Here is a 23,993-nt window from a genome sequence, read left to right on the forward strand (position 1 = left end):
GGCATTGAATTGTTACTCAACTTACAGGCTGATGAATATGATAAATGCTAACACCCCTTTATTTGATACTGTTATTTACAAACAAGAGCTGGATATTTTTGGCTACGTTATTGATAGACGTTTTTATGTCAATTTAAATAATGGCGTAATAGTCAGAATTGCTGATAAGAATGGTCATGATTTCGGCGTGCTAAAACTACGGCCCACAATGATGAGATTACTTACTTATCTGGTATTGAACGTTAATGCTAATAATAGCGTTGTCACACATGATGATATATTAACTAACGTATGGGAGAACTACGGTCTGGTAGCAACCAACCAGCGCATGGCATATGTAATCAATCAACTGAATACTAAACTGTCTGAGCTGGGTATATCTGAGCAGCTAATAAAAAATATACATGGTCAGGGGTATGGGTTGTCACATATTTATGTGTCCATTCTCTATGGGAAATCTGAGTAAATATCTTGAATTCTATTTAATATTATCCATTTTAATTTTCATTGCATCTATCTCATTTTTCATTATCTTGTTGATGTAATTTATATCCTCTTTTTTAGTGCTATTTTTCGCAGAGCAAGAATACAGGGTCCTGATAATTAGATTAGGATCCTTTATTTTAATTACTGTAAATCTGTTATCATTTTCTATTAGTAGTTGAAAATAACTCGGGCCAATAAGAATGATACTGTGATTATCTATCGTTTCTAACAGATCAAACATCGAGTCACGCCTGAATAAAATATCAGGCTTAACGCCTAATTGTTCAAAAGCATAATCCTCTAATATCTTGTACCGGGTACAAGATATGAACTCTTCATTATCAAAGTTCCCTTCCTCAACAATTCGCTGATATCTTTTATGTTTTTTGCTTAATATCAAACAAAGTGATAGTGAGTAAGTGATCATAACATCATGATGAATAAATGAATCATCCAGCGCATCTGGTGTAAGATAAATATCAGTTAATCCGTGACGAAGCTTTTTGACTTCTTCTTCATGATCTTGCACTGAGCTAAAATTGAAAATATAGCCGGTTAATTTATTTGCTGCTCTGTTGTATGCCTGACTAAAAAAGAACTCATACTGTGGGCTCATCGATAATGTAAATACTTTATTGATATTACTGTCTTTTTTCCTATGAGGTTGGTACTCCAGTGCCTGATTAAATGTGGATTCTATATGGGAAAATTTTTTGTACAAATCAATAGATAACGGGGTTAGTAAAAAACCGGTATGACTTCTGATAAACAGTGGGTTGACGAAATAATCACGCAACTTTTTTAAGATTAATCCGGCATTTTTTTCTGATATATCAAGGCGTTTTGATGCTTTACTTATTGATTTCTCTTCATAAATAGCATTGAAAATCAAAATCCAATTCATATCGAAGTTATTCATCATAACGGAGAGCCCGTAATATTTCTCTATTATCCAAGTATAGTCCAGGCGATGAACTGAGTGTAGTAAAGTGAACTATAGCTACACATTGATAACTATAAAATTCCATTTATTTTTGTGGTGAGGATATAGCATTGTCATTTGCTATATTTACTCTATTTTTATGTACTTGGTATGGTGTCAGAAAAACGCTAATCAGTTAGGTCGTTTTCTGGTGTAACGCGTTAACCTATCTTTTTGTATTAAAATGATTTTTTCTTTCATCGCTATTGTTTTTGTATGTGGCAATCATTTTCTCTTGGTAATGTGCGGTTATTGGTTTTTTATTTCAATAATATTTGTTTTATGGTTTTTTAAACTTTACTTATTGAAAGTAACGCTATTGGAATAAAAAACTGAAAAAGGAGATTAATTGATTTTTTATATCATTAATTAGTTTTAAGTTAATTTATTGATTTGTTTTAATGACAATTTCCCCATCATTATTCGTATTTTTTGTGTATTGTAAACCATAACCCAATGGCTAATAATGCAACATATTAATTTAAGGTGATTATATTAGCTTTTGAGCCTTTCTGGCTGGTAATTCTTATGGACAGAGATTTGTTTGGTTTTCTTATCAATAGCGATATTCAGGTTGATATAGATAATCGAAGATTAACCAAAGTTTCATCAGAAGGGACTGATAATGTGATTAGCTTTGGTGCGATCACACTTAAAGAGACGATGATGCGCTTATTAGTCTATTTGCTTACTCATGCAAATGATAAAGCGATCAGCAGGGATGAAATTTTAGTTAAAGTATGGGATGAAAATAATTTAACGTCATCAAATCAACGCCTTTCTCAAATGATAGGTGAATTGCAATCTAAACTTTCGATAATCGGTGTACCAACGGACTTTATTACTAATGTAAGAGGTATCGGGTATAAAATTAATGGTTATTATATTCGCCCTCTTTATTATTAATCTATGTGCTAATGGGAATTGTTTTTTAATGACTATTATTATCAATCATTAAGTTACTACGCTATTGCTAATGGATAAGCAAATAGGAGGAGGGATTTCTTTAATTAATAGTATCAGCTCAGAAATATAATCTTTTTCTGAAAACAGCGTGAAATAGAAAGCTGTTCAGGCCTTCTATTGCCAAAAATTAACTTTTTAATATTTAAATATAGTACTTATTGGCATGAATAGGCTGCCGGTAGGTATATATGGCTATGCCGGAGAATTTAAATGAACAAAATATATAACGTTATATGGAATAGTACGTTAGGAATGTGGACGGTTGCATCCGAACTGGCGCGGGGAAAAATTAAATCCAGCGCTAAATCCACAGATAAACCAATCCTCTCTTCATTAGGTCTGACCTTAATGATGGGCTTTGGTATAACCGGCAATGCATTTGCCGTTGATTTAGTGGATACCTGGACGACAAAAAATAACAACTATCAAGGTGCTTATGTCATTAAGAATGGCGATGTGGTTGATATAACAGGGCCGAGTAAATTTGCGGGAGGAGATAGTTCGGGTTATATCTCTTTGACTTTACAACAGGCCATTGATCAGGGATATGCCTCCGGGGATATGCTAACAGACCTGTTATATGTGAATACCGGAAATAAGAGTACGGCGGTTACTGTTAACGATCCGGTTTTAGGGCCGGTATCTTTTAACGTTTATAATAATAGTAACTTTTCTCAGCGGGCAGCTGGTTCCGATGCGGCTGAAAAAGTGATGGTGTTAGATCCGAAGGGCGCTGATTTTTTCTATAACACTCGCTTTGTTACCGTAGATAAAACGGGCGGCATAGCTAATTTCTATAGTGATGCAGAGATTAAAGGATCCTTCAAAAGTACCCAGCTGGCTTATGCTGATGGTAGAGGAACCACGGAAAGTACCATCAACTGGACATCCAGTAATAATATCGCCATGTACGCTGCGGCCAGTGCTTCAGCCGGTAGTACTATTCAAAACAAATCTGTTGATAGCTATGTTTATGCCGGTACATTTACTGCCTATGACGGCAGTTCACATACCGTAACCAGTCTTCAGGAGCTAAAAGATTACAACAGTTGGCTAATTAGCGAACTGCAAAAAAACAACGGTCTGAAAACTGCTGATTATGAAGCGGAATTTAGTAAAGCCACTGTTAAATCCTCTCATGATTACTCTATTGATACCACTAAAGGTGGTCAAATTGACCCGACACCATATCTGGCAACTCCGGGTACGCGCGCGGTAATGTATGGTATTGGTAGATATGCCACCGTACGCCTGGCCGAAGGGGCAACTATTACAGGATATGCTCCTGGCAGCGGGGTGATATTAACTAATGGTGGGGCATACGGTATTAATAATGGAACCATTGATGTTCTCGGTATCGCCATGTATTCCGTTCTTGGAGGGGTATCCATTAATAATGGTACCTTGATGGTCTGGAATCCTGATGCTGTAGGTGGTACTTCCGGTCGGGGTGTTGGTATACAAGGTGCTAATTCCGGAACTTTACTGACCAACAATGGGACAATTAATATCCGTCCATGGAACAACGCCAGAAATACCCCCTTAGGAAATAACGTCGGTATCGAGCTGAGTGATGGTGCTGCGGCATTTAACTATGGTGTGATTAACCTGACTGCAACCCCGATTCAAAATGATTCTGTTTCCGCGACTATTGGTGTAAACGTGCTTGGTGGCGGGTCTACTTTTACTAATGATGGCAAAATTACTATAGGGGTCGATCAGGCTGGTAATAATATCCATTCAGCTCCCGATTCCATTGCTATCAGGATGACTTCCAGTTCTGGCAGAGTAGAGAATGCCGGTGAAATTCTAATGTCTGAAAGCGTTCAGGGTGCATTTGGTTTTAGTGCCAAAGATGCTGGTGTTTTGAATGCGATAAATAGCGGAACGATAAACATTAATGGTCAGGATGGTAGTGGCTCAGCTTCCGTTCAAAACGTAGGTATGTTTGCCAGTGCATCCAGCGGCCTGTCTAATACCGGTACCATAAATTTGAATGGTATTAATGGCGTAGGGATTAAAGCAGTAAAACAAGGGGCCATTACCTCTTCCGGTACTATTAACGTTAAGGGGGCGGATGCCAGTAGTGGTTTACGTAATTATGGCGGTTGGGCTGAAGGTGCCGGTAGTAAACTGAATATTTCCGGCGAGGTAAACCTGAGCGGTGACGGCGCTATTGGTTTGCACGCACGCGATGGTAGCCAAATTGATTTATCCGGCAATGGCGCAGTTAAATTTGTGAATGGAACCAATCAAATTGGTTTCTATATTTATGGTGCTAATTCTGTCATCAATAACACCGGGAAAGGGGTTATGGATGTATCAACGGATAATTCAACCCTGTTCCGGGTAGCGGATGGTGCAAACTTCCTGGGCTCTGCCGATGCCAGTTCAGCGCTCACTGCATCGGGTAAAGAGTCTGTTGCCGTGGTTACTACGGGTAAATCTGCCGAATTTAAATCCGGGGGGATGACAATTAACCTGACCGGTGAAGGTGCTACAGGCGTTTTAATTGAAGGTGGAGCTAAAGGCGATATCGCAAGCAACGCGTCCATTCAGTTAAATGAAGCCAGTGCGATCGCGGGTATTGCTGACGGTGATGGTCGTGACATCAATGGGGTGATTACTAATCCTAAAGATAGAACCACCAGCTTAAAAGCATCTGCTCAGTTAAATTCAGATAAAGACAAAGTTACGGGATATATTGCCCGTAATGGTGCAACGCTGGATAACGCAGGAAATATTGCTTTTACCGGTAGAAATACCGTAGGTATTCAGGTTCAGGATGGCTCTGTTGGTGAAAATACCGGCAGTATTACGCTACAGGATGGTGGCGTAGGCCTGATTGCCAGCTCTGATAATCTGCAAACCACCATTAATAACACCGGTAGCCTGATCCTTAAGGGGGGAACCAATGCCAACCGAACCAAAGGTATTCAGGCTTCGGGTGATGCGGTAACTGTCAATATGACAGCGGGCCTGATTAATATGGAAGGTCAGGGAGCGATTGGTGTTGAGGCTCTGGATGGAGGAACCGTTAATCTGGCAGGTACTGCGGTGCCAAAATTTGCCGATGAGTCTACCGGGGTTACCGATCAAATTGCCTTTCGTGTTGTTGGCGAAGGCTCCTCGATTAATACCAATGTACCTGCCGGTACTTTGCTGGATGCCAGCGGTAAAGATTCTACTTTATTCCGTATTGAGCATGGCGCCTCTCAGTCCGGAATTATTCAATTGAAAACCTCAGGTACCAATGCAAAAGGCATTTGGGCAACGGGCAAGGGTACAAATGTTACCGCATCGGGTGGTAGTGATTTCCAAATTCTGGGTAAAGATGCTCAGGGTGTTTACATCACCGGTGGTGCAACGGGCTTGTTACAGCAAGGAACCCAAGTGAATTTAGTGGGCAATGGCGCCGTTGTGGGTAACGTTGACGGAAATGAGTACGATTTATCCGGTGATATTTTAGCGACTGATACCGGCTCAACGCTGACTAACCAGTCCAATATTAGTACCAACTTAAATAAAGCAACGGGTTTTATTAGTCAGAATCAGGGATTGCTGGTCAACAAGGGGACAATTGATTTCAGTCAGGGTACTGAAAATACCGGTATTAAGGTTTTGAACGGTAAATTTGAAAATTCTGCCAGTGAAATCAAAGTCAACGGTGTTGCGGTTTATGTTGAAGGGGAAGCATCAAAAGTCACCAGTACCGGCGGTAAGATTATCGCAACAGATGGTGAAGCGGCTATTAAGTTGGGTAGAGATGCCTCCCTTGATTTAACCGGTAGTGGTGTGGGTATTGTTGAAGGTCGCGGCTCTGCTCATGGTGTTCTGTTGGATACCGGAGCAAAAGGGTTAAAAGTTGAAGGGGCGCGCATTGATGTTAATGCGACAGGTGCGACCGGACACGGCATAGAAAACAAAGCTGAAATTACCGGTATTCAGTTAAGTGATACCACTATCAACGTGGCTGACGGAATTGCGGTACGTACCAGTGCGACACTGGCACAAACAAACAGCGGCACAATCAATGTTGAAGGCGGTGGTATTGGTCTGGCGTTCCAAACGGCAGATGGCAACATTACTCAAAATAACCTGGATATGTCTGATTCTGCTGATTTGATAATTAATCTGGAAGGTACTGGTGGCACGGGTATTTTGGCTAATACTAAAGATGATGCAACGGTAAAAAGCGGCGCCAGTGTTAATGTCACTAAGGCCGATGGTGGCGCTGCGTTGGTTGTAAATAACTCAGCTAAAGAGGTTGTTCAAAGCGGTAATCTGAATTCTTCCTCTACCACGGCGGCAGTGGTAAAAGCTGCAAAAGCCAAATCCTTTACCAATAAAGGCAAAATTATAGCCAACTCAGAAACCGCTGAGGCTATGTCGTTTGATGGTGCCATTAATACGGTACTGGTCAACGATACTAACGCAAAAATTCAGGGCGTGGTTGCCCTGAACGGTGGTAATAACAATTTCACTAATAAAGGAGATATCAAAGGTACAGTTAGCGTCGCCGACGGTAATAACACTATGCTGTTTGATAATGGCAGCAACTTAACGGGTGAAGCGACTCTGGGGCAGGGTAATAACAATATTACTTTAAACGGTACCGCTCATGTCGATACCGTGACGGCCGGTAGTGGAACCAATACCTTTACGATAAAGGGAACGGGTGCAACTTATGATCTGCTGGATGCCGGTGATGGTAATAATGATTCACTGATATTTGATGCAGCGACCCATACTATTGATAAGGCTTCCCGGCTCCAGCGTTTCGAGCAGGTTAAGCTGAAAAATAAATCCCAAGTGATCCTTAATGAAGCGCTGGTACTTACCGATGATGGCACCGGTGCGGGTTCAGTTGATATTGAGAAAGATAGCAAGCTGGCTGTTCAGCCAACGGCTGCCGGAGACTTTACCTTCGATCCATTGCTAACCGGCAAAGGGATTCTGTTTGCCAAATTGGATGCTGATGATTCAGCCTTTAGCCTCAGTAGCAATGTAGGTTCAGGCTTTGAGGGAACATTACAGCTGAGTACCAGTAGCTTTGATCTTTCAGGTAATAATACTAAAGGTATCACCAACGCGACGCTGAAATCTGATGCGGGTAATATCACAACAGTTGGTAAAGGTAAGCAGAATATTGGCGGCCTGACGTTAAACGGTGGCAAGCTGATTTTTGGTTCCGTAATACCGGGTGATACTGTCGCTGAGAACTTCATTGAGACATCATCTGCCGGAACGCTGGATATTCGCGGTACTGGTACCGTTCAGGTAGAAATGCCAACGGAAGTGGTTAACGATATCCCTGTCGTGGATACCCGTAAAACGCTGTTGGAGCAGGATGATGAAACCGTTTTAGTGACATTGGTAGATGCTAAAGGTGCTGTGCTGGGTACCGGTGGTCAAATTTCTCTGACTGATGAGAAGGGCGATGCTATCAGTAATGCACAAACTCTTGATATTACCCAGGGTAACGCAAGTACGGTAGTCGCCAAAGGTACTTACGATTATCAGATGATGAGTAGCTCTGACGGTATCAGCAGTAATGGTTTGTATGTTGGTTATGGTTTAAAAGAGCTGGATCTGCTGGGTATGGATACTGAGGCATTAGCTTTAGTCGCCAGAAAAGATGCTAAAGGTTTACAAACCGATCTGAAGGCAAAAGTGACCGGTAGCGGTGACTTAGCCATTGAAGCAGAAAGCCAAACGATCTCTCTGTCTAACGGTGGCAACAATTATACCGGTGAAACTTTGGTGCGTAGCGGAACATTGGCAATGGCTAATGATAACGTACTGGGCAAAACGGCTAACTTAGTGATAGAGAGTGGCGCAGCCGTTAATACAGGGGATTACAGCCAAACCGTAGGCGCTCTGAATACTACCGAGGGTGCCAAAGTTGAACTGACGGCAGATTCTGTATTAACCATTAGTAACACTCAGCGTGCGGCCAGCAAATCTAACGTTAACGGTAATATGTTGAAGGCCTCAGCAAACGCTGATGGCGGAACAATAGACAATGATACTTTGTCCGGGTCAGGTAAATTAGCCATTGAATCCAGTGAAGTTGTGGTAAATGGCGCTAATAACGCCTTCACCGGAGATGTCAATTTATCAGGTCAGTCAGTGGTGACAATGAATGGCGCTCAGGGGCTGGGCAGTGAAGGTACTGTTCACTTTGCGGCAGCAGACGATCGTCTGGATATTGATATCGCTCCGACTTCAGGCAGTGTTACAAATCTGAGTAAATCTCTGGAAGGTAATGGACAGGTTTCTTTGTTATCGGAAACTGACCTGATTGTTTCCGGCGATAACCAGAGTTTTGCCGGCGTGTTTAGCATTGAACCAGACGCATCTTTGAGAGCTTCAGAACAAAAGCATCTGGGCAGCTCAGTATTAAATAATGAAGGGAAAGTCTATTTAACCGCAGATAAAGAGTGGCTGCTGGAAAATGAGATTAACGGTACCGGCTCATTGGTGAAACAGGGGGCAGATAAGCTGATTGTTAACCATAATCTGTCTTACAGCGGTGAAACGACGGTTGAATCGGGAACCATGATTATTGGTGACAGTGCAGAGGCTTCCGGTACTTTATCTGCCAGCGCTTTAGTGTTGGTTAACGATGGCGCAATCCTGAGTGGCCTGGGTAATATCGTTGGTGATGTTAATAACCTCGGTAGTATTGCTGCATTGAACAGTATCAGTGGGTATGAGTCTTCAGAGGCCAGTAACCTAAATGTCGGTTCACTGACTAACAGCGGAACCATTAATTTAGCCGGTGGCAAACTGGGTAACACTCTGACGGTCAATGGCGATTATACCGGTGGCGGTACACTGGTGATTAATACTGAATTGGGAGATGACAGCTCGGCTACCGATAAACTGATAGTAACAGGCAATACCAGTGGTGATACCGGAGTAGTGGTTAATAACATCAAAGGCCGCGGCCAGCAAACGCTAAACGGCATTGAAGTGGTTAATGTCAGCGGTCAATCAGACGGTATCTTTACTCTCAAAAATCGTGCAGTAGCCGGTGCTTATGAGTACTACCTGCATCAAAATGGGATAGCGGATGAAAATGGTAACTGGTATCTGCGTTCAGAACTTCCCGCTCCGACACCAACACCTGTGCCAGAAAATAACGATCCGATTTATCGTCCGGAAGCCGGTAGCTATATGGCTAACATGGCAGCAGCTCAATCCTTGTTTAATCTGCGTTTAGAAGACCGTGAAGGCCGTGCTGAAAACTCCAGCATGTGGTTACGTCAGGTTGGAGGACATACCCGTTTCCGTGATGGTTCAGGCCAGCTTCACAATCAAACTAATCGTTATGTAGTTCAGGGGGGTGGCGAAGTATTCGGTACTCAGTTTGCAGAGAACGATCGTTTTGGGGTTGGCATTATGGCTGGTTATGGTAATGCCAGTACTAATACAACCTCTAACCGTAGCGATTACTCATCTCGCGGTAAAGTTGATGGCTATAACGCCGGTGTGTACGCAACCTGGTATCAGGATGCTAAGACGCTGAATGGTGTTTATGTTGATAGCTGGGTGAACTACAGCTGGCTGGATGCTGAAGTACATGGTGAACAACTAAACAGTGAAAGCTATGACATCAATGGAGCCAGCGCATCATTGGAAAGCGGTTATCGCTTGCCGATTTATCAGGGGCAAAACGGTGATGTGTTTATCACGCCACAGGCTCAGGTGATCTGGAACGGTTTGAAAGCAGATGAACATACTGAACGTAATGGTACCCGCGTGAAGTCAAACGGCAGCGATAATCTTCAAACCCGTATGGGCCTGAAAATTTCCCGCGATGGTGCCAGTGATGGTGATAAGGGAACTGACAAATTGTTTACTGTCTATGCTGAAGCTAACTGGATTTATAACAGTAAGTTAGCTGGTGCATCTTTGGATTATGAAGATGTGAAGCAGGCTGGTAGTCGCAATATTGGTGAGCTAAAACTGGGTACTGAAGGGCAGGTGAACAAAAATCTGAACCTGTGGACCAATGTGGCTCAGCAGTTAGGAGATACTGGTTACAGTGATACCTCCGTCAATATCGGTGTGAAATACCGTTTCTAATTAAATATACGATGTTACAGGAAAAGCGTGTGGCAATTTGTTGCACGCTTTTTTATCGACCTTATTAAGGAGCTTTGGGAGGTCAAATGCATAATCATCCACAAATATGTCTTTATTGCTGCGAGATGGATAGCGTACGGAAACACGGTCTGGCAGCCTCTGGTAGCCAGCGTTACTACTGTATGTCATGTAAGAAAACATATCAGGTTAAATATATATATCAGGTTAAATATATATATCAGGCTAATGAAGCCAATATTCAACGGCAAATAACCGTGTTGTCAGATGAAGGTAAATCCAATATAGAAATTAGCCGATTATTGGGTGTAAGCCTGAGAGTTGTTGACCGTCTAATCAATCAAATGGCATTGATGGACTCATTGAATTCTGAAGCATAAAAAATATTGATTATCGAACTACCTGAAAAATAGGTAGTTCGATATAGTCTGTAATTAACAATTTGTATAATTTTTTATTGTTTGTATATCTTATCGGAGGTATAAAAGAGTCTGTTCTAATCTAATTTGCCTGATCCCCCGGAGGGTGCCGATGAAAAAAGTTATACCCGAATATATCGACCATCGTAATGGATTAAATTATCAAATAGATGAGCTGCGCTGGTGTTCAGAAAAGAAAGCGCCGTTGATGATGACAGCCTTACCCGGAATGACCCGCGATGAAATTGATAGCCGTCATCGTTCACTCTGGCGTTATCAGGCGGCATTACCCGTCATTATCAAAAATCCAGTTTCTCTGGGAGAAGGCTGTACCCCACTGGTTGGTAAACGCTGGAATAATGCTGATGTACTGTTCAAGTTAGAGTGGTTTAATCCAACCAGTAGTTTTAAAGATCGCGGTGCAGCGGTGATGGTTTCCTATCTGGCTCAACTCGGTGTGAAAGAACTGATTGAAGACAGTTCTGGCAATGGTGGGGCAGCCATTGCAGCTTCTTGTGCCGCTGCCGGAATTAAAGCGCGCATATTGGCTCCGGAATCAACCTCTCCGGCTAAGTTATTACAGAGTCGTGCCTTTGGTGCTGAAGTTCAATTAGTGCCAGGTTCCCGTCAGGATACGGAAAATGAAGCACTGCGACAGTCAGAATCTACGTTTTATGCCAGCCACAACTGGCATCCCTTCTTTCTGCAAGGAACTAAATCATTGGCCTATGAGCTATGGGAAGATTTAGGTTTTAAAGCGCCTGATAACATTATTATTCCTACCGGTGCCGGCAGTAACGTTTTAGGCTGTGATATTGGTTTTAGCGAGCTGTTAGCGGCTGGTCAAATTAACAAATTGCCTAAATTGCTGATTGCACAACCGGCAAACTGTGCGCCAATAGATGCTACTTTTCAGGCTGGAGCTACAGAGTTAGTACCAACAAAATATGCAGCAACCATTGCGGAAGGTACCGCTATTCGAAGTCCGGTACGACTGAAGGAGCTGTTAGATGCTATTCGCCGTTCTGGTGGCAATACCGCAGCAATAACAGAAGAACAAATTACTCAGGCAGTGATAAAGCTAACATCAATGGGGCTTTATGCCGAACCAACCAGCGCAACGGCAGCGGCGGCTATTGATGAGTTTATGCGTCGTGGCGTTATCAAGCCCGGTGAAACGACGGTGGTGATTCTGACCGGTTCTGGCCTGAAGGCTTCTGGTGGCATGAGTGAGATTTTTGCCGGATAAGGGGAGGTGAATATGAATATCTCTGATACAGAGAACAACATCGTGAATGTGAATAGCCCTGAATTATCGAAACCCGGTGGTCACTACTCTCACGCCTGTATCTGCAATGGCATGGTCTATCTTTCAGGGCAATTACCGGTGGATGCACAGGGCCAGGCGCTGGCAGACCGACCATTTGAACAACAGGTAAAGCAAGTATTGTTTAATATTGAAGCCAGTCTGAAAGCCTCCGGAAGTAATAAAAGCAAACTGGTTCAGGTGCGTATTTTTATTGTTGATATGGAATTGTGGCCGGCGTTTAATCGCCTGTATGCCGAATGGATTGGTGACCATCGTCCCGCCAGAATTGTTGCCGGTGTCTCTTGCCTGCATTTTGGTTCTGCCCTTGAAATTGAGGCTATTGCACAGGCTTGAACCAGTTTAACTTCAAGAGATTCAGTTTATTACTAATCTGATGCTGAATCTCCTTGAAGTTCCCCCGCCATAAACGTACAATTCAGCGTCATTTTTTCAGCCGTACACATAAACACGTTCCTTGCTTCCATGGGCCACGGCTGACCCTGACAGGAGGCTGAATAATCCGTAAGGAGCAATTGATGCGTCATTACGAAATCGTCTTTATGGTCCATCCCGACCAAAGCGAACAAGTTCCAGGCATGATCGAACGTTACACCGGTGCGATCAAAACTGCAGGTGGTGAAATTCACCGTTTAGAAGATTGGGGTCGTCGTCAACTGGCTTACCCAATTAACAAACTGCATAAAGCTCACTACGTTCTGCTGAACGTTGAAGCACCGCAGGAAGCGATCGATGAGCTGGAAACTAACTTCCGCTTCAACGATGCCGTTATCCGTAGCATGGTAATGCGTACTAAGCATGCCGTAACTGAAGCCTCTCCAATGGTTAAAGCAAAAGACGAACGTCGCGAGCGTCGTGAAGATTTTGCTGAAGAGCTAATGGATGATGACTCAGATGATGCTGAGGATTCTGAAGAGTAATTGCCGGTGCAGACTGCAAATCGGTTGGTGTTATCTGGTATAGTTACCAAGACCCCCATCCGTAAAGTAAGTCCATCTGGGGTTCCGCATTGTCAGTTTGTGCTAGAGCACCGCTCACAACAGCAGGAAGCCGGGTTTAACCGACAAGCATGGTGCAGAATGCCCGTGGTTGTCAGTGGACAGCAGTCTCAAGCGTTAACTCACAGTATAACGGTCGGCAGTAACCTGAGAGTATCTGGTTTTGTCAGCAGCCATCAAGGCCGCAACGGACTCAATAAATTAGTGTTACATGCCGAGCAGATTGAATTGATAGATTCTGGAGACTAGCCATATGGCACGTTATTTCCGTCGTCGCAAGTTCTGCCGTTTCACCGCGGAAGGCGTTCAAGAGATCGACTATAAAGATATCGCAACGCTGAAAAATTATATCACCGAGAGCGGGAAAATTGTCCCGAGCCGTATCACCGGTACCCGTGCTAAGTACCAGCGTCAGCTGGCACGTGCTATTAAGCGCGCACGTTACCTGTCTTTGTTACCGTATACTGATCGTCATCAGTAATCGGCAACGATCCACGAACTTAAAGAGGATACGGTAATGCAAGTTATTCTGCTTGATAAAGTAGCTAACCTGGGCAGCCTGGGTGATCAAGTTAATGTTAAATCGGGCTATGCTCGTAACTATCTGGTACCGCAAGGTAAAGCGGTTCCGGCAACCAAGAAAAACGTTGAGTTTTTCGAAGCTCGTCGTGCTGAGTTAGAAGCCAAACTGGCTGAAACTCTGGCAGCTGCAGAAGCTCGTGCCGCTAAGATCACTGGTCTGGGCAGCGTGACTATCGCTTCTAAAGCGGGTGACGAAGGTAAACTGTTTGGTTCTATCGGTACTCGTGACATCGCTGATGCAGTAACTGCAGCTGGCGTTGAAGTGGCCAAGAGCGAAGTTCGTCTGCCAGAAGGCGTTTTACGCAATCTGGGTGAGTTCGAAGTTAGCTTCCAGGTTCACAGCGAAGTATTTGCTAAACTGAACGTTATCGTGGTTGCTGAAGACTAATATTTAGTTTTCTTACCATGTTTAAAACGCCGGCTTATGCCGGCGTTTTGCTTTTCAGCTTTCGGTGCGTTCTCTTTCTTTTTTGTTTCATTGGTGTGATATTAGCTTCGGGTTGTGCCTGGTGGTGGTAACACTGAGATTGAAATGGCGGAGGATGTGATGGTCAATATTCATCTGGCGAGGGTATATGAGATTAGCCCTCCCATTGCAGAAAACAGTTTTCTTATCGATCGTTTATGGCCCAGAGGGATCAGCAAAGCGCGCCTGTCTGGCGTTATCTGGCTAAAGGATGTTGCTCCAGGCACCGAATTACGTCAACGATTTCACGCAGATCCAACACGCTGGGATGATTTTTGTCGTGACTATCTGACAGAACTCAATCATGGACAGAGCTGGATACCGCTGTTGCAGCTACTACAACAGAATAGAAGTATTACATTGCTCTTTGGCAGTAAGGATATGGAGCATAATCAAGGGGTCGTGCTGCGAGACTTTTTGTTGCAACAGCTTAACGTTCCCGACGAAAACGTCCATCACTCTGGCGAGTAAACAGGGCTGATTTATTGGCAGACAGCTCAACTTCCAGCGCCATCACTTGCTTATCCGGCGTTAGCTGAACCCGGATTTTTTGCCCAATCTTTAAGGCATTAACCGGTTTTCCAGGCCCTTCAACCTGAGCCAGCAAAAATGCATCACTAACGATAAAGTGATTCTCACGAAACAGCTGAGTCAGCGTATGTCCCTTCTGAATAGTAAACTCTTTCCACTCATGGTTAGCGGGTTGCTCAGGTATCGCAGGAGATTGAGGCGTCGGGATGGGGGCTGGCGTTTCGGTAGTTTGCTGACTGGAGGCCAGTGGTGGCGGTTGAATTGGTGTCGATGCATTTAAGGCCTGAGACGCCTCAGGCGGTGGCGCATTTGGCTGCGTAGTGCTTGCCTCCGGCACCGATAACTCAACAGGAGTATTGCTGCCAGTCGCGATTTCACCTTTATCACTGGGCCATAAGAAAGCACAAAGAATTAATAAAGTAGCGAGTATCACACCACGTCGATGGGCATACGGGAGAGGTTCCATCCAGTTGAAACTGTCAGGCAAGTGCCATAATTTAGATAATAGGATCTTGAGCGGATTGTTGCCGCCTTCCGATCGCTGTTTGACTTTATTTACCTGCATCACAACACCTCATCTGGAACTCCGTCAGACATAAACCGCCTGTCGGGTAGTTGTGTGATTTTAACCATAATAGACCGAATAAAATAGATTAGGTAAATAATATAAACAGATAGGCCTTATCTGTGGTGAGATTATTCATCGCTATTTATTCATCATGATTGATTTTTAGGGTTTTCTCCATAAACAGGTTATGCGGTTTTTAATAAACAGTTGGTGGCTTTTAATGGCGTAGTGCTTCATACCCAGTATACTTTACGGTGCAATTGTTCCTTTCTTAGCAGTAATGCCTGCAAGCGCCATTTTAAGAATCTAAATAATGAATCAAAAAATTGAAAACAAAGTTCTGACGCCAACGTTAATTATTATTATGGCACTGGCAACCGGGCTGGTCGTTGCCAGTAACTATTATGCTCAGCCGTTGCTGGAAACTATTGCTAAAGCTTTTAGTCTGTCGGTCAGTCAGGCCGGTTTTATTGTTACGGCTGCTCAGTTGGGCTATGCCGCCGGGTTGATGTTTATTGTCCCGCTGGGTGATATGTTTGAACGGCGCAGATTGATTGTGTTGATGACGCTGCTTTCTGCGGCAGGTATGTTAATTACCGCGACTTCATCAACGGTGGCTGGCGTCATTATCGGTACTGCGTTAACCGGGCTGTTCTCGGTCGTGGCTCAGCTATTGGTTCCTTTTGCCGCTACACTGGCAGAACCCGCTAAACGGGGAAAAGTTGTCGGTATCGTGATGAGCGGTTTGCTGTTGGGGATTCTGCTGGCGCGGACAGCAGCCGGTTTACTGGCAGCCGTTGGTGGCTGGCGCACTGTTTATTGGGTTGCAACGGTACTCTTAATATTGGTAGCCATCATTTTATGGTTTGCTCTTCCTCGTTATAAGCAAAGTAGCGGGCTTAATTATCCACAATTATTGATATCGATTATTTCTCTGTTCTCCCGTAATACGACATTGCGTACCCGGGCTTTTCTGGGGGCGCTCTCTTTTGCTAATTTCAGCGTACTCTGGACCTCAATGGCATTTCTGTTGGCTTCTCCGCCTTATAACTACTCCGAGGCCGTGATTGGCTTGTTTGGTTTGGTGGGGGCTGCGGGGGCGTTGGCCGCCAGTGGTGCCGGACAGTTAGTGGATAAAGGTAAAGCCAGCCAGACGACCAGTATTGGCTTAGTGCTGCTGTTTCTTTCCTGGATACCGATTGCAGTTGGTGAGGTTTCTATCTGGGCTTTACTGCTTGGCATTATTGTACTGGATTTAGCGGTACAGGGCGTTCATGTCACTAACCAATCGGTGATGTACCGTATGATGCCGGAGGCAAGAAGTCGATTAACGGCGGGTTATATGACCAGCTATTTTATCGGTGGTGCGGCAGGATCGCTGATTTCTGCCATGGCTTATCAATATGCTCAGTGGCGCGGCGTTTGTATTACCGGAGCGGTATTGAGTCTGATGGGAATGGTTATCTGGTGGCTGACCAAAGGAAAAATAGCGCAAGAAGCGGCGCAACAGGAAGACGTGCAGGCATAATTCAGACGACGGTTTTGCCGTTGTCATTTATTCTGCCGGATTTCCTGTGGTATGCTTCGCCTCTGTTTATCTTTCCAGATCTATTTTCTAAGGCTATTTTCTGAGGAAACATAATGACAAAGCCATCTTTTGACAGCGTAGAATCACAGGCCAGTTACGGTATTGGTTTGCAGGTTGGGCAACAGCTCCAGGAGTCCGGTTTAGAAGGGCTGGTGCCAGAAGCGCTGTTAGCCGGTTTAACGGATGCTTTGCATGGCAACCATCCTTCTGTGCCAGTAGACGTTGTTCATCGCGCATTGCGTGAAATTCATGAGCGTGCCGATCAGGTTCGTCGTGAAAAGCAGGAAGAAATGGCCGAGGAAGGCGTACATTACTTAGAAGAGAATGCTAAGCGTAGCGAAGTGAACAGTACCGAGTCTGGTCTACAGTTCGAAGTTCTGACGCAGGGTGAAGGTTCTATTCCTTCCCGTCAGGATCGTGTACGTGTTCATTATACCGGTAGCCTGATTGATGGTACCGTATTTGATAGTTCGGTTAAGCGTGGTGAGCCGGCTGAATTCCCAGTCAGCGGTGTAATTCCTGGTTGGATTGAGGCGTTAACGTTAATGCCGGTAGGTTCCAAGTGGAAGTTAACTATCCCTCAGCATCTGGCCTATGGTGAACGTGGCGCCGGGGCTTCTATCCCGCCATTCAGCACACTGGTGTTTGAAGTGGAATTACTGGATATTCTCTGATTATTGAGAAATAGCATTCAGAAAGAATATCAGCCAGAGCCTATGTTGCTCTGGCTGATTTGTTGATACGCCTACTTATTTGCTAAAGCCCGAGGGAAAAGAATATTATTTTCCAGATGAATATGTTCCATCAGGTCAGTAATAAACTCTTCTGTTGAGCTATACAGTGCTCTCCAGGTGTTACAAGCTTCGGCTGGAGGCGTTAAGTTATTGGTTATCTGTTTAATCTTTTCAACATCCTGACCCGCCTGGTCGTGTTCCATTTCCATGACGTTGATGGGGCCGCCTGCCTGAGTTCCCATTCCTTGTTGGATCATTGGAAACAGAATTCGCTCTTCTTTCATCATATGCTGCTCTAAATCCTGATAAATAATGGTCAGTCTTTCCGCCAGACCATGGGGGCAGGTTAGTTTAGCTGCATGTACACGTTCCACTTTTTGCGCCAGTAAAATCAACTCGGGTAACTGTTCTCTGTGGCGCTGATGATAACGCTGCAGGATATGTGAAATCATTTCTGAGTAGGGAGACTGTGACCAGTCTTGCGCTTCAGAAGGCTTACTGGCGAGTTGATCAAGCTGTTGAGATAATTCTGCAACATCCAGCATTTTTTTGTCTGCAGCGCGTTGCAACGTCTGTTTCCCCCCACAGCAAAAGTCGAGATCGTATTGACGAAATAATTTTGTTGCTCCGGGAATAGCAACGGCTAAAGCCCCTAATGATTGGCTGGCGTATTCCATAATGGCTCCCCCTATATTTAGATGTCAGATTCGATGTTTTTATTAAGATGCATTTTAAATGCATCTTAATAAAATGCAATGCGTGTTTCTGTTTTAGCTTGTAGATGGGGGAAACCCTGAGAGTTAATTACCTGAAAAACTGGTTATTATGTATAGAATTGCTAATCTGAATAATTCTGATGGTGATGGAAAAGGGGATTTATGTTGCAGGTGTCAGATAGATTAGAATCGATTTGCCTGTTATCTCGTCAGGCTGGTGAGGCTATTTTGCAGGTTTATCAAGGGTATCAGCCATTGGATGCTCATCTTAAAGCCGACAGCTCGCCGGTGACTGCCGCCGATTTGGCTGCCCACCAGGTTATTGTTGATGGCTTAACCCTGCTAACGCCAGATATTCCCGTTCTTTCTGAAGAATCTCCTCAGGAATGGGATGAGCGACGTCACTGGCAGCGTTACTGGTTAGTTGACCCTTTGGACGGGACTAAAGAGTTTTTAAATCGCAATGGTGAATTTACCGTCAATATTGCTTTGATTGAGCAGGGCATTCCGGTGATGGGCGTGGTGTATGCTCCTGTGCCGAATGTACTTTATGCCGCAGAAGATGAGCTCGCATGGAAAGAGGTTGAAGGCAACCGACAGCGGATAAGCCCAAAGCTGGCATATCCACCTAAAGTGGTTTGTAGCCGCTCACATCGCGATGAGCAACTGGAACAATTTCTGACATCTCTGGGTGATTATGAAACTACTGCGGTGGGGTCTTCACTGAAATTTTGTCTGGTTGCAGAAGGTTGTGCTCAAATCTATCCCCGTTTTGGGCCAACCTGTATTTGGGATACTGCTGCGGGTCATGCGATTGTGCGTGCGGCAGGGTTACAAGTGAATAATTGGGATAATATTCCGCTTAACTATGCGCCAGCTCACACATTTCTTAATCCCGGATTTTATGTTTCAGCTAACCCTCGGAATAAACTAAGTTAATAAGTGTTAAATTTTATATACTTCACATTATATAGTTTTTAATTCGTGAAAATTCAATTTCTGTCCTATAGTTATTGGTACTCACTGCTTTCCTGACATTTCAGCATGTTATGTAAATAACGTTAAAGAGGCTATGAGTATAAAGAATAGTAGTGTTAACTAAGAGACATAGCTAGTGTCACTAACGAGTTGTTCGGGTGACCGGGCTATAGTGACGTTACGTCTTAATAATAATGGAGGACATGAAATGAAAATCTTCCCTAGCTACAATCCACAACGGATTGCGCTATACGTGAAGACTCTCTTCCGTGGCAGGCTCTACATCAAGGGTATTGGTGCATTTGAGTTTGATATGGGGAAAATTCTGCTTCCAAAAGTATGTGATAAAATTCACTTCAATGTTATGGCGGAAGTAAACCGGGAAGTTCAGGAGTTACGCGCTGAATTTGCCTGATATTGAATGAATATTCACATCTTATGTTAACTTTAATGGCCATCTTTAACGATGGCCATCTTGTTTTCTGAATAATGAATTTTTATTCAGTTTCTTTTGATTGTTTTTCTTTACTCTCTTCCGGTGATATCGCCGGATTATCCTGTAGTCGAGTCACTAGCAACTGATCGATTTTGTAGCTGTCGATATCAACTACTTCAAACTTATAGCCTGAAAATTTCACTGAGTCAGTACGCTTTGGAATCTTACGCAACATGTACATCATAAAACCACCGATGGTTTCATAATTTTCTGACTGCGGAAATTCATCGATAGACAGGGCTCGCATCACATCATCAATAGGTGTTACACCGTCAACCAGCCATGAGCTTTCATCACGAGCAACAATCTGTTCTTCCTGTCCGGGGCCAATCAAATCGCCCATGAGTGTGGTCATCACATCTTTAAGGGTGATGATGCCAACCACCAACGCATATTCATTCAGGATGACCGCGAAGTCTTCACCGGCCACTTTAAAGCTTTCCAGCGTCTCTGACAGCGTTAGGGTATCCGGAACAATCAGCGGAGTATGGATTTGAACCCCACCTTTTAAGGTCAGACTCTGATTGCTCAAAACCCGTATCAGTAAATCTTTAGAGTCAACATAGCCAATAATTTGGTCAATGGAACCATTACAAACTAAAAACTTGGAGTGGGGATAGTTGGCGATTTTATCTTTAATCTCGGCTTCCTGTTCATCCAGTTCAAAATAGACCACATGTTCACGAGCCGTCATGGAAGAGGGAACCGTTCTGGATTCCAGTTCGAACACGTTCTCTATCAGTTCATGTTCTTGCTTGCGTAATACTCCAGCCAGAGCGCCGGCTTCAAATACGGCATACACATCATCAGAGGTAATGTTGTCATTACGCATCATCGGAACTTTAAACAGGCGACAAATCAGAGTAGCCATACCATTAAAGAACCAAACCAGTGGGCGGAACAAGGTAATACAGAAGCGCATTGGATTGATAATCCGGATCGCGACTGCCTCCGGTGATGTCATGCCAATGCGTTTTGGTGTCAGGTCGGCAAACAGAATAAATAAGCTGGTAACAATAGAGAATGAAATGATAAATCCAAGTTGTTCTGAAAGTTCGGGCTCCATAAAACGGCTGAGAAAAGCGGCAACATAAGGGGAGAAGATAGAATCACCCACAATACCGCCCAAAATGGCGACGGCATTAATGCCAATTTGTACCACGGTGAAGAAAACTCCAGGGGTTGCCTGTAGCTCCAGTACACGGGCTGCATTAACATTGCCTTCATCCACCATCATTTTCAGCCTCATTTTTCTTGAGGCGGCGAGAGAGATCTCGGCAAAAGAGAAGAACGCACTTATCGCGATCAACAAAATAATCAGTAATAGACTGTTTAACATAATTTATCCGCAGTTATATCGGAAATAGACTTTAACGTTGAGTACTCTGAACGAGCAAAAAGGGTAACGGACTATGAGGGCCGACGGGCTTTAGTCCGTTATCATTATTTAGTATAACAGTTGGTTAACGCTTGTCATATGTCTTTAGGTTTCTGGTGGCAGGCAAACACCAATACCGCCCAGATTACAATAACCATTAGGATGCCTGGCCAGATATTGTTGATGCTCATCTTCAGCGAAATAGAAAGGCTTCGCCATAGTAATTTCAGTGGTGATATGTCGCGTATCTCTGGCATCACTCATGGCTTTAGTAAAAGCCTTTTCGCTATCCAGTGCTTGTTGCAACTGTTCAGGCGTGGTTGCATAGATAGCCGAGCGGTATTGGGAGCCGATATCATTTCCTTGCCGCATTCCCTGAGCTGGATCGTGATTTTCCCAAAACAATTTGAGTAAATCGGTATAGCTAATAATCGATGGATCAAAAACGACTTTTACTACTTCTGCATGCCCTGTTTGTCCACTGCAAACTTCGCGATAAGTTGGATTAGGTGTTACGCCTCCGCTATATCCTGCGGCAGTGCTATATACCCCAGGCTGTTGCCAAAACAGGCGTTCTACACCCCAAAAACAACCCATTGCGAAAATTGCTTCTGACATATTTGGGGGTATCCCGGTCATTGGTGTGTGTAAGACTAAGTGCTCAGCGGCGACTTTCATTGGTGTATCTCTGCCGGGAAGGGCATTTTCCGGCGAGGTGAATTCTAATATATTAACGGGTAACATAAATTTTCTCCGGATGTTTTTGTCAAGATAGGGTTAAGCCGGTTGTATCTGAATCAATCTTTACCGACAATATACAACTAATTAACAGGGTATGAGATAAAGCATACCTGATCTAAACTCTTACTACGTTGTTAATCATTGTAGTCAATCAGATAGATTATTTTAGGAGTTGTAGTGCCTCAATCACGATACAAAGTATTTTACCTGTTGCTGCCCTTTATGCTGGTTGTCTCATCGGCAAAAACGGCGGGGCTGAGTCTGGAGGTAAAAGGATTAAGTGGTGATCTGGAGGCAAACGTCGAGGCGCTACTTTCAACAATTCCTGAAGAAGAGATTTCTGATAACCCTCGTTTTACTCGTCAGGTAGAAGAGACGATTCGTAAAGGGCTACGGGCTAAAGGTTACTACGATCCTGAAATTAAATTTGATGTTATCCAGTCAGGGTTGGCGTTAAAGCCCACATTAACCGCCACGGTAACGCCAGGCGAACCGGTACGCATTGAACAGACGAATGTGATTATTACCGGTCAGGCAAAAGAAGATGAGTTCTATATAGACCTGTTGAAAAAGGATATCCCTGCAAAAGGAACCATTCTCGATCACGGTACCTATGATGATTTTAAAGGTTCCCTTACCGGACTGGCTATTCGCCGTGGTTTCTTTGATGCCAGCATTGAACGAAGCCAATTGGGGGTTGCTGCCGATCTCCATCAGGCATTCTGGGATATCGATTTTAACAGTGGCGACCGTTATCGCTTTGGTAAGGTCACTTTTATCGATTCACAGATTCGTGATGACTATTTGCAGAATTTGATCCCATTTAAAGAGGGGGAATACTATACCTCTGCTCAGCTTTCTGAACTGAACCGCCGTCTTTCATCAACCAACTGGTTTAACAGTGTGGTGGTTTCACCTAATTTTGACGGTGTTTATGGCGATAAACTATTACCGTTGGAAGGTGTCCTCTCTCCAAGAACCCAAAATATCATTGAGCTTGGTGGCGGTTACTCCACTGATATAGGCCCCCGGGTTAAAGCCAACTGGAAGAAACCGTGGATTAACGATCGAGGCCATAGCCTGGAGAGCGGTATCAGCCTTTCTGCACCGGAACAAAGTCTCGATTTCAGTTATAAAATTCCATTGCAGAAAAGCCCGTTAGAACAATATTACCTGCTGCAATCAGGCTACAAGCATGAAGATCAAAACGATACTAAATCCAGTTCAGGAATGTTCAACGTTGCCCGGTATTGGGATAGTACCAGCGGCTGGCAGCGAGCAGTAAATCTGCGTTGGAGTTTGGATAACTTTACTCAGGGTTCTGTTACCAATACCACCATGCTGCTCTACCCTGGCGTTAGTATTAACCGAACTCGCCAACGCGGAGGCCTGATGCCCATGTGGGGTGATAGCCAACGTTATTCATTAGACGTATCGGAAACCAGTTGGGGTTCGGATGTTAATTTTGCAGTAGTACAGGCACAAAACGTATGGATCCGCTCTTTGGGGGATAAACACCGCTTTATTGCCCGAGGTAACTTAGGTTGGATAGAGACCGGTGATTTTAGCAAGGTTCCACCTTCATTGCGTTTCTTCGCCGGTGGCGATCGCAGTATCCGTGGTTATAAGTACAAATCGCTCTCGCCAAAAGATGATGATGGTAAATTAACCGGAGCTTCCAAGCTGGCTACCGGATCGCTGGAATATCAGTATAACGTCACCGGTAACTGGTGGGGTGCGGCCTTTGCTGATGGTGGTGATGCTGTCAATAAATTAGACGACTACACCTTTAAGAAAGGGGCCGGTGTTGGTGTTCGCTGGGCGTCGCCGATAGGGCCAATTAAGTTGGATATCGCAGCTCCCATTGGGGATAGCGATAAGCATGGTATGCAGATTTATATCGGTTTGGGGCCAGAGCTATGAGG

21 protein-coding genes are annotated in these 23,993 nt (G+C 44.1%); 16 read left to right on the plus strand and 5 right to left on the minus strand.

Annotated features, from left to right (window positions below; translation table 11 throughout):
* Window positions 1-37: 37 nt before the first annotated feature.
* Window positions 38-466, plus strand: coding sequence for a winged helix-turn-helix domain-containing protein (locus I2494_RS10785; protein WP_218466990.1), 429 nt, complete (start codon window positions 38-40; stop codon window positions 464-466).
* Window positions 467-478: 12 nt separating this feature from the next.
* On the opposite strand, the gene I2494_RS10790 is transcribed toward I2494_RS10785, so the two are convergent.
* On the minus strand, window positions 479-1,408 hold the full coding sequence (locus tag I2494_RS10790; protein WP_218466989.1) for a LysR family transcriptional regulator: 930 nt from the start codon (window positions 1,406-1,408) through the stop codon (window positions 479-481).
* Between the two features lie 588 nt (window positions 1,409-1,996).
* Between I2494_RS10790 and I2494_RS10795 the strand changes: the two genes are divergently transcribed.
* From I2494_RS10795 to I2494_RS10840, 10 genes are all read left to right on the plus strand, one after another.
* On the plus strand, window positions 1,997-2,374 hold the full coding sequence (locus I2494_RS10795) for a winged helix-turn-helix domain-containing protein (RefSeq protein WP_218466988.1): 378 nt from the start codon (window positions 1,997-1,999) through the stop codon (window positions 2,372-2,374).
* 270 nt (window positions 2,375-2,644) lie between these two features.
* Window positions 2,645-10,528, plus strand: a complete 7,884-nt coding sequence (locus I2494_RS10800) for an autotransporter outer membrane beta-barrel domain-containing protein (protein ID WP_218466987.1) — start codon at window positions 2,645-2,647, stop codon at window positions 10,526-10,528.
* Window positions 10,529-10,614: 86 nt separating this feature from the next.
* Window positions 10,615-10,926 (plus strand): transposase-like zinc-binding domain-containing protein, encoded by a 312-nt coding sequence (locus I2494_RS10805; RefSeq protein ID WP_218466986.1) that lies wholly within the window; start codon window positions 10,615-10,617, stop codon window positions 10,924-10,926.
* Window positions 10,927-11,077: 151 nt separating this feature from the next.
* Window positions 11,078-12,214 (plus strand): threonine synthase, encoded by a 1,137-nt coding sequence (locus I2494_RS10810; RefSeq protein ID WP_218466985.1) that lies wholly within the window; start codon window positions 11,078-11,080, stop codon window positions 12,212-12,214.
* Window positions 12,215-12,226: 12 nt separating this feature from the next.
* Window positions 12,227-12,628, plus strand: coding sequence for a RidA family protein (locus tag I2494_RS10815; protein ID WP_218466984.1), 402 nt, complete (start codon window positions 12,227-12,229; stop codon window positions 12,626-12,628).
* Window positions 12,629-12,810: 182 nt separating this feature from the next.
* Window positions 12,811-13,212: a 30S ribosomal protein S6 gene (gene rpsF / locus I2494_RS10820; protein ID WP_108901257.1), complete on the plus strand. Its 402-nt coding sequence runs from the start codon at window positions 12,811-12,813 to the stop codon at window positions 13,210-13,212.
* Window positions 13,213-13,218: 6 nt separating this feature from the next.
* Window positions 13,219-13,539, plus strand: coding sequence for a primosomal replication protein N (gene priB, locus I2494_RS10825; protein ID WP_130590232.1), 321 nt, complete (start codon window positions 13,219-13,221; stop codon window positions 13,537-13,539).
* A gap of 4 nt (window positions 13,540-13,543) precedes the next feature.
* A complete protein-coding gene (gene rpsR / locus I2494_RS10830) occupies window positions 13,544-13,771 on the plus strand; it encodes a 30S ribosomal protein S18 (RefSeq protein WP_000135199.1) in 228 nt (75 codons plus the stop codon).
* Window positions 13,772-13,807: 36 nt separating this feature from the next.
* A complete protein-coding gene (rplI, locus tag I2494_RS10835) occupies window positions 13,808-14,260 on the plus strand; it encodes a 50S ribosomal protein L9 (RefSeq protein WP_218466983.1) in 453 nt (150 codons plus the stop codon).
* Window positions 14,261-14,419: 159 nt separating this feature from the next.
* Window positions 14,420-14,809: a DUF488 domain-containing protein gene (locus tag I2494_RS10840; protein WP_218466982.1), complete on the plus strand. Its 390-nt coding sequence runs from the start codon at window positions 14,420-14,422 to the stop codon at window positions 14,807-14,809.
* Here I2494_RS10840 and I2494_RS10845 read toward each other — a convergent pair.
* A complete protein-coding gene (locus tag I2494_RS10845) occupies window positions 14,769-15,434 on the minus strand; it encodes an OapA family protein (protein WP_218466981.1) in 666 nt (221 codons plus the stop codon). The two genes, I2494_RS10840 and I2494_RS10845, sit on opposite strands and share 41 nt — an antisense overlap.
* 316 nt (window positions 15,435-15,750) lie before the next feature.
* Here I2494_RS10845 and I2494_RS10850 point away from each other — a divergent pair, with 316 nt between their 5' ends.
* Both I2494_RS10850 and fklB read left to right on the plus strand, forming a co-directional pair.
* A complete protein-coding gene (locus tag I2494_RS10850) occupies window positions 15,751-16,965 on the plus strand; it encodes an MFS transporter (protein WP_218466980.1) in 1,215 nt (404 codons plus the stop codon).
* Window positions 16,966-17,078: 113 nt separating this feature from the next.
* Window positions 17,079-17,699, plus strand: a complete 621-nt coding sequence (gene fklB, locus I2494_RS10855) for an FKBP-type peptidyl-prolyl cis-trans isomerase (protein ID WP_218466979.1) — start codon at window positions 17,079-17,081, stop codon at window positions 17,697-17,699.
* A 71-nt stretch (window positions 17,700-17,770) separates the two neighbouring features.
* Here the strand turns inward: fklB and ytfE are convergent, their stop codons facing one another.
* Window positions 17,771-18,436 carry an iron-sulfur cluster repair protein YtfE gene (ytfE, locus tag I2494_RS10860; RefSeq protein ID WP_218466978.1) on the minus strand — a complete coding sequence of 222 codons (666 nt, stop codon included), beginning with the start codon at window positions 18,434-18,436 and terminating at the stop codon, window positions 17,771-17,773.
* Window positions 18,437-18,646: 210 nt separating this feature from the next.
* Here ytfE and cysQ point away from each other — a divergent pair, with 210 nt between their 5' ends.
* Together cysQ and I2494_RS10870 are read left to right on the plus strand one after the other, a co-directional pair.
* On the plus strand, window positions 18,647-19,414 hold the full coding sequence (gene cysQ / locus I2494_RS10865; protein ID WP_228350922.1) for a 3'(2'),5'-bisphosphate nucleotidase CysQ: 768 nt from the start codon (window positions 18,647-18,649) through the stop codon (window positions 19,412-19,414).
* Window positions 19,415-19,661: 247 nt separating this feature from the next.
* The gene (locus tag I2494_RS10870; protein ID WP_218466976.1) at window positions 19,662-19,868 is read left to right on the plus strand and encodes a DUF1107 domain-containing protein; all 207 of its coding nucleotides are present in this window, start codon (window positions 19,662-19,664) and stop codon (window positions 19,866-19,868) included.
* Between the two features lie 82 nt (window positions 19,869-19,950).
* On the opposite strand, the gene I2494_RS10875 is transcribed toward I2494_RS10870, so the two are convergent.
* Together I2494_RS10875 and msrA are read right to left on the minus strand one after the other, a co-directional pair.
* Window positions 19,951-21,288, minus strand: a complete 1,338-nt coding sequence (locus tag I2494_RS10875) for a hemolysin family protein (protein WP_218466975.1) — start codon at window positions 21,286-21,288, stop codon at window positions 19,951-19,953.
* A gap of 144 nt (window positions 21,289-21,432) precedes the next feature.
* Window positions 21,433-22,071: a peptide-methionine (S)-S-oxide reductase MsrA gene (gene msrA / locus I2494_RS10880; RefSeq protein WP_218466974.1), complete on the minus strand. Its 639-nt coding sequence runs from the start codon at window positions 22,069-22,071 to the stop codon at window positions 21,433-21,435.
* Between the two features lie 219 nt (window positions 22,072-22,290).
* On the opposite strand from msrA, the gene tamA reads away from it, so the two are divergent.
* Window positions 22,291-23,991: an autotransporter assembly complex protein TamA gene (tamA, locus tag I2494_RS10885; protein WP_218467029.1), complete on the plus strand. Its 1,701-nt coding sequence runs from the start codon at window positions 22,291-22,293 to the stop codon at window positions 23,989-23,991.
* Window positions 23,992-23,993: the final 2 nt, after the last annotated feature.

Origin of the sequence: Limnobaculum allomyrinae, from assembly GCF_016649425.1 — a bacterium.
GTDB lineage: Bacteria > Pseudomonadota > Gammaproteobacteria > Enterobacterales > Enterobacteriaceae > Limnobaculum > Limnobaculum allomyrinae.

What these genes read in the sequence shown, in the direction of transcription:
- I2494_RS10785 (WP_218466990.1), top strand. Translation starts at nt 38, where the DNA reads ATGATAAATGCTAACACCCCTTTATTTGATACTGTTATTTACAAACAA.
- I2494_RS10790 (WP_218466989.1), bottom strand. Translation starts at nt 1,408, where the DNA reads ATGATGAATAACTTCGATATGAATTGGATTTTGATTTTCAATGCTATT.
- I2494_RS10795 (WP_218466988.1), top strand. Translation starts at nt 1,997, where the DNA reads ATGGACAGAGATTTGTTTGGTTTTCTTATCAATAGCGATATTCAGGTT.
- I2494_RS10800 (WP_218466987.1), top strand. Translation starts at nt 2,645, where the DNA reads ATGAACAAAATATATAACGTTATATGGAATAGTACGTTAGGAATGTGG.
- I2494_RS10805 (WP_218466986.1), top strand. Translation starts at nt 10,615, where the DNA reads ATGCATAATCATCCACAAATATGTCTTTATTGCTGCGAGATGGATAGC.
- I2494_RS10810 (WP_218466985.1), top strand. Translation starts at nt 11,078, where the DNA reads ATGAAAAAAGTTATACCCGAATATATCGACCATCGTAATGGATTAAAT.
- I2494_RS10815 (WP_218466984.1), top strand. Translation starts at nt 12,227, where the DNA reads ATGAATATCTCTGATACAGAGAACAACATCGTGAATGTGAATAGCCCT.
- rpsF (WP_108901257.1), top strand. Translation starts at nt 12,811, where the DNA reads ATGCGTCATTACGAAATCGTCTTTATGGTCCATCCCGACCAAAGCGAA.
- rpsR (WP_000135199.1), top strand. Translation starts at nt 13,544, where the DNA reads ATGGCACGTTATTTCCGTCGTCGCAAGTTCTGCCGTTTCACCGCGGAA.
- rplI (WP_218466983.1), top strand. Translation starts at nt 13,808, where the DNA reads ATGCAAGTTATTCTGCTTGATAAAGTAGCTAACCTGGGCAGCCTGGGT.
- I2494_RS10840 (WP_218466982.1), top strand. Translation starts at nt 14,420, where the DNA reads ATGGTCAATATTCATCTGGCGAGGGTATATGAGATTAGCCCTCCCATT.
- I2494_RS10845 (WP_218466981.1), bottom strand. Translation starts at nt 15,434, where the DNA reads ATGCAGGTAAATAAAGTCAAACAGCGATCGGAAGGCGGCAACAATCCG.
- I2494_RS10850 (WP_218466980.1), top strand. Translation starts at nt 15,751, where the DNA reads ATGAATCAAAAAATTGAAAACAAAGTTCTGACGCCAACGTTAATTATT.
- fklB (WP_218466979.1), top strand. Translation starts at nt 17,079, where the DNA reads ATGACAAAGCCATCTTTTGACAGCGTAGAATCACAGGCCAGTTACGGT.
- ytfE (WP_218466978.1), bottom strand. Translation starts at nt 18,436, where the DNA reads ATGGAATACGCCAGCCAATCATTAGGGGCTTTAGCCGTTGCTATTCCC.
- I2494_RS10870 (WP_218466976.1), top strand. Translation starts at nt 19,662, where the DNA reads ATGAAAATCTTCCCTAGCTACAATCCACAACGGATTGCGCTATACGTG.
- I2494_RS10875 (WP_218466975.1), bottom strand. Translation starts at nt 21,288, where the DNA reads ATGTTAAACAGTCTATTACTGATTATTTTGTTGATCGCGATAAGTGCG.
- msrA (WP_218466974.1), bottom strand. Translation starts at nt 22,071, where the DNA reads ATGTTACCCGTTAATATATTAGAATTCACCTCGCCGGAAAATGCCCTT.
- tamA (WP_218467029.1), top strand. Translation starts at nt 22,291, where the DNA reads ATGCTGGTTGTCTCATCGGCAAAAACGGCGGGGCTGAGTCTGGAGGTA.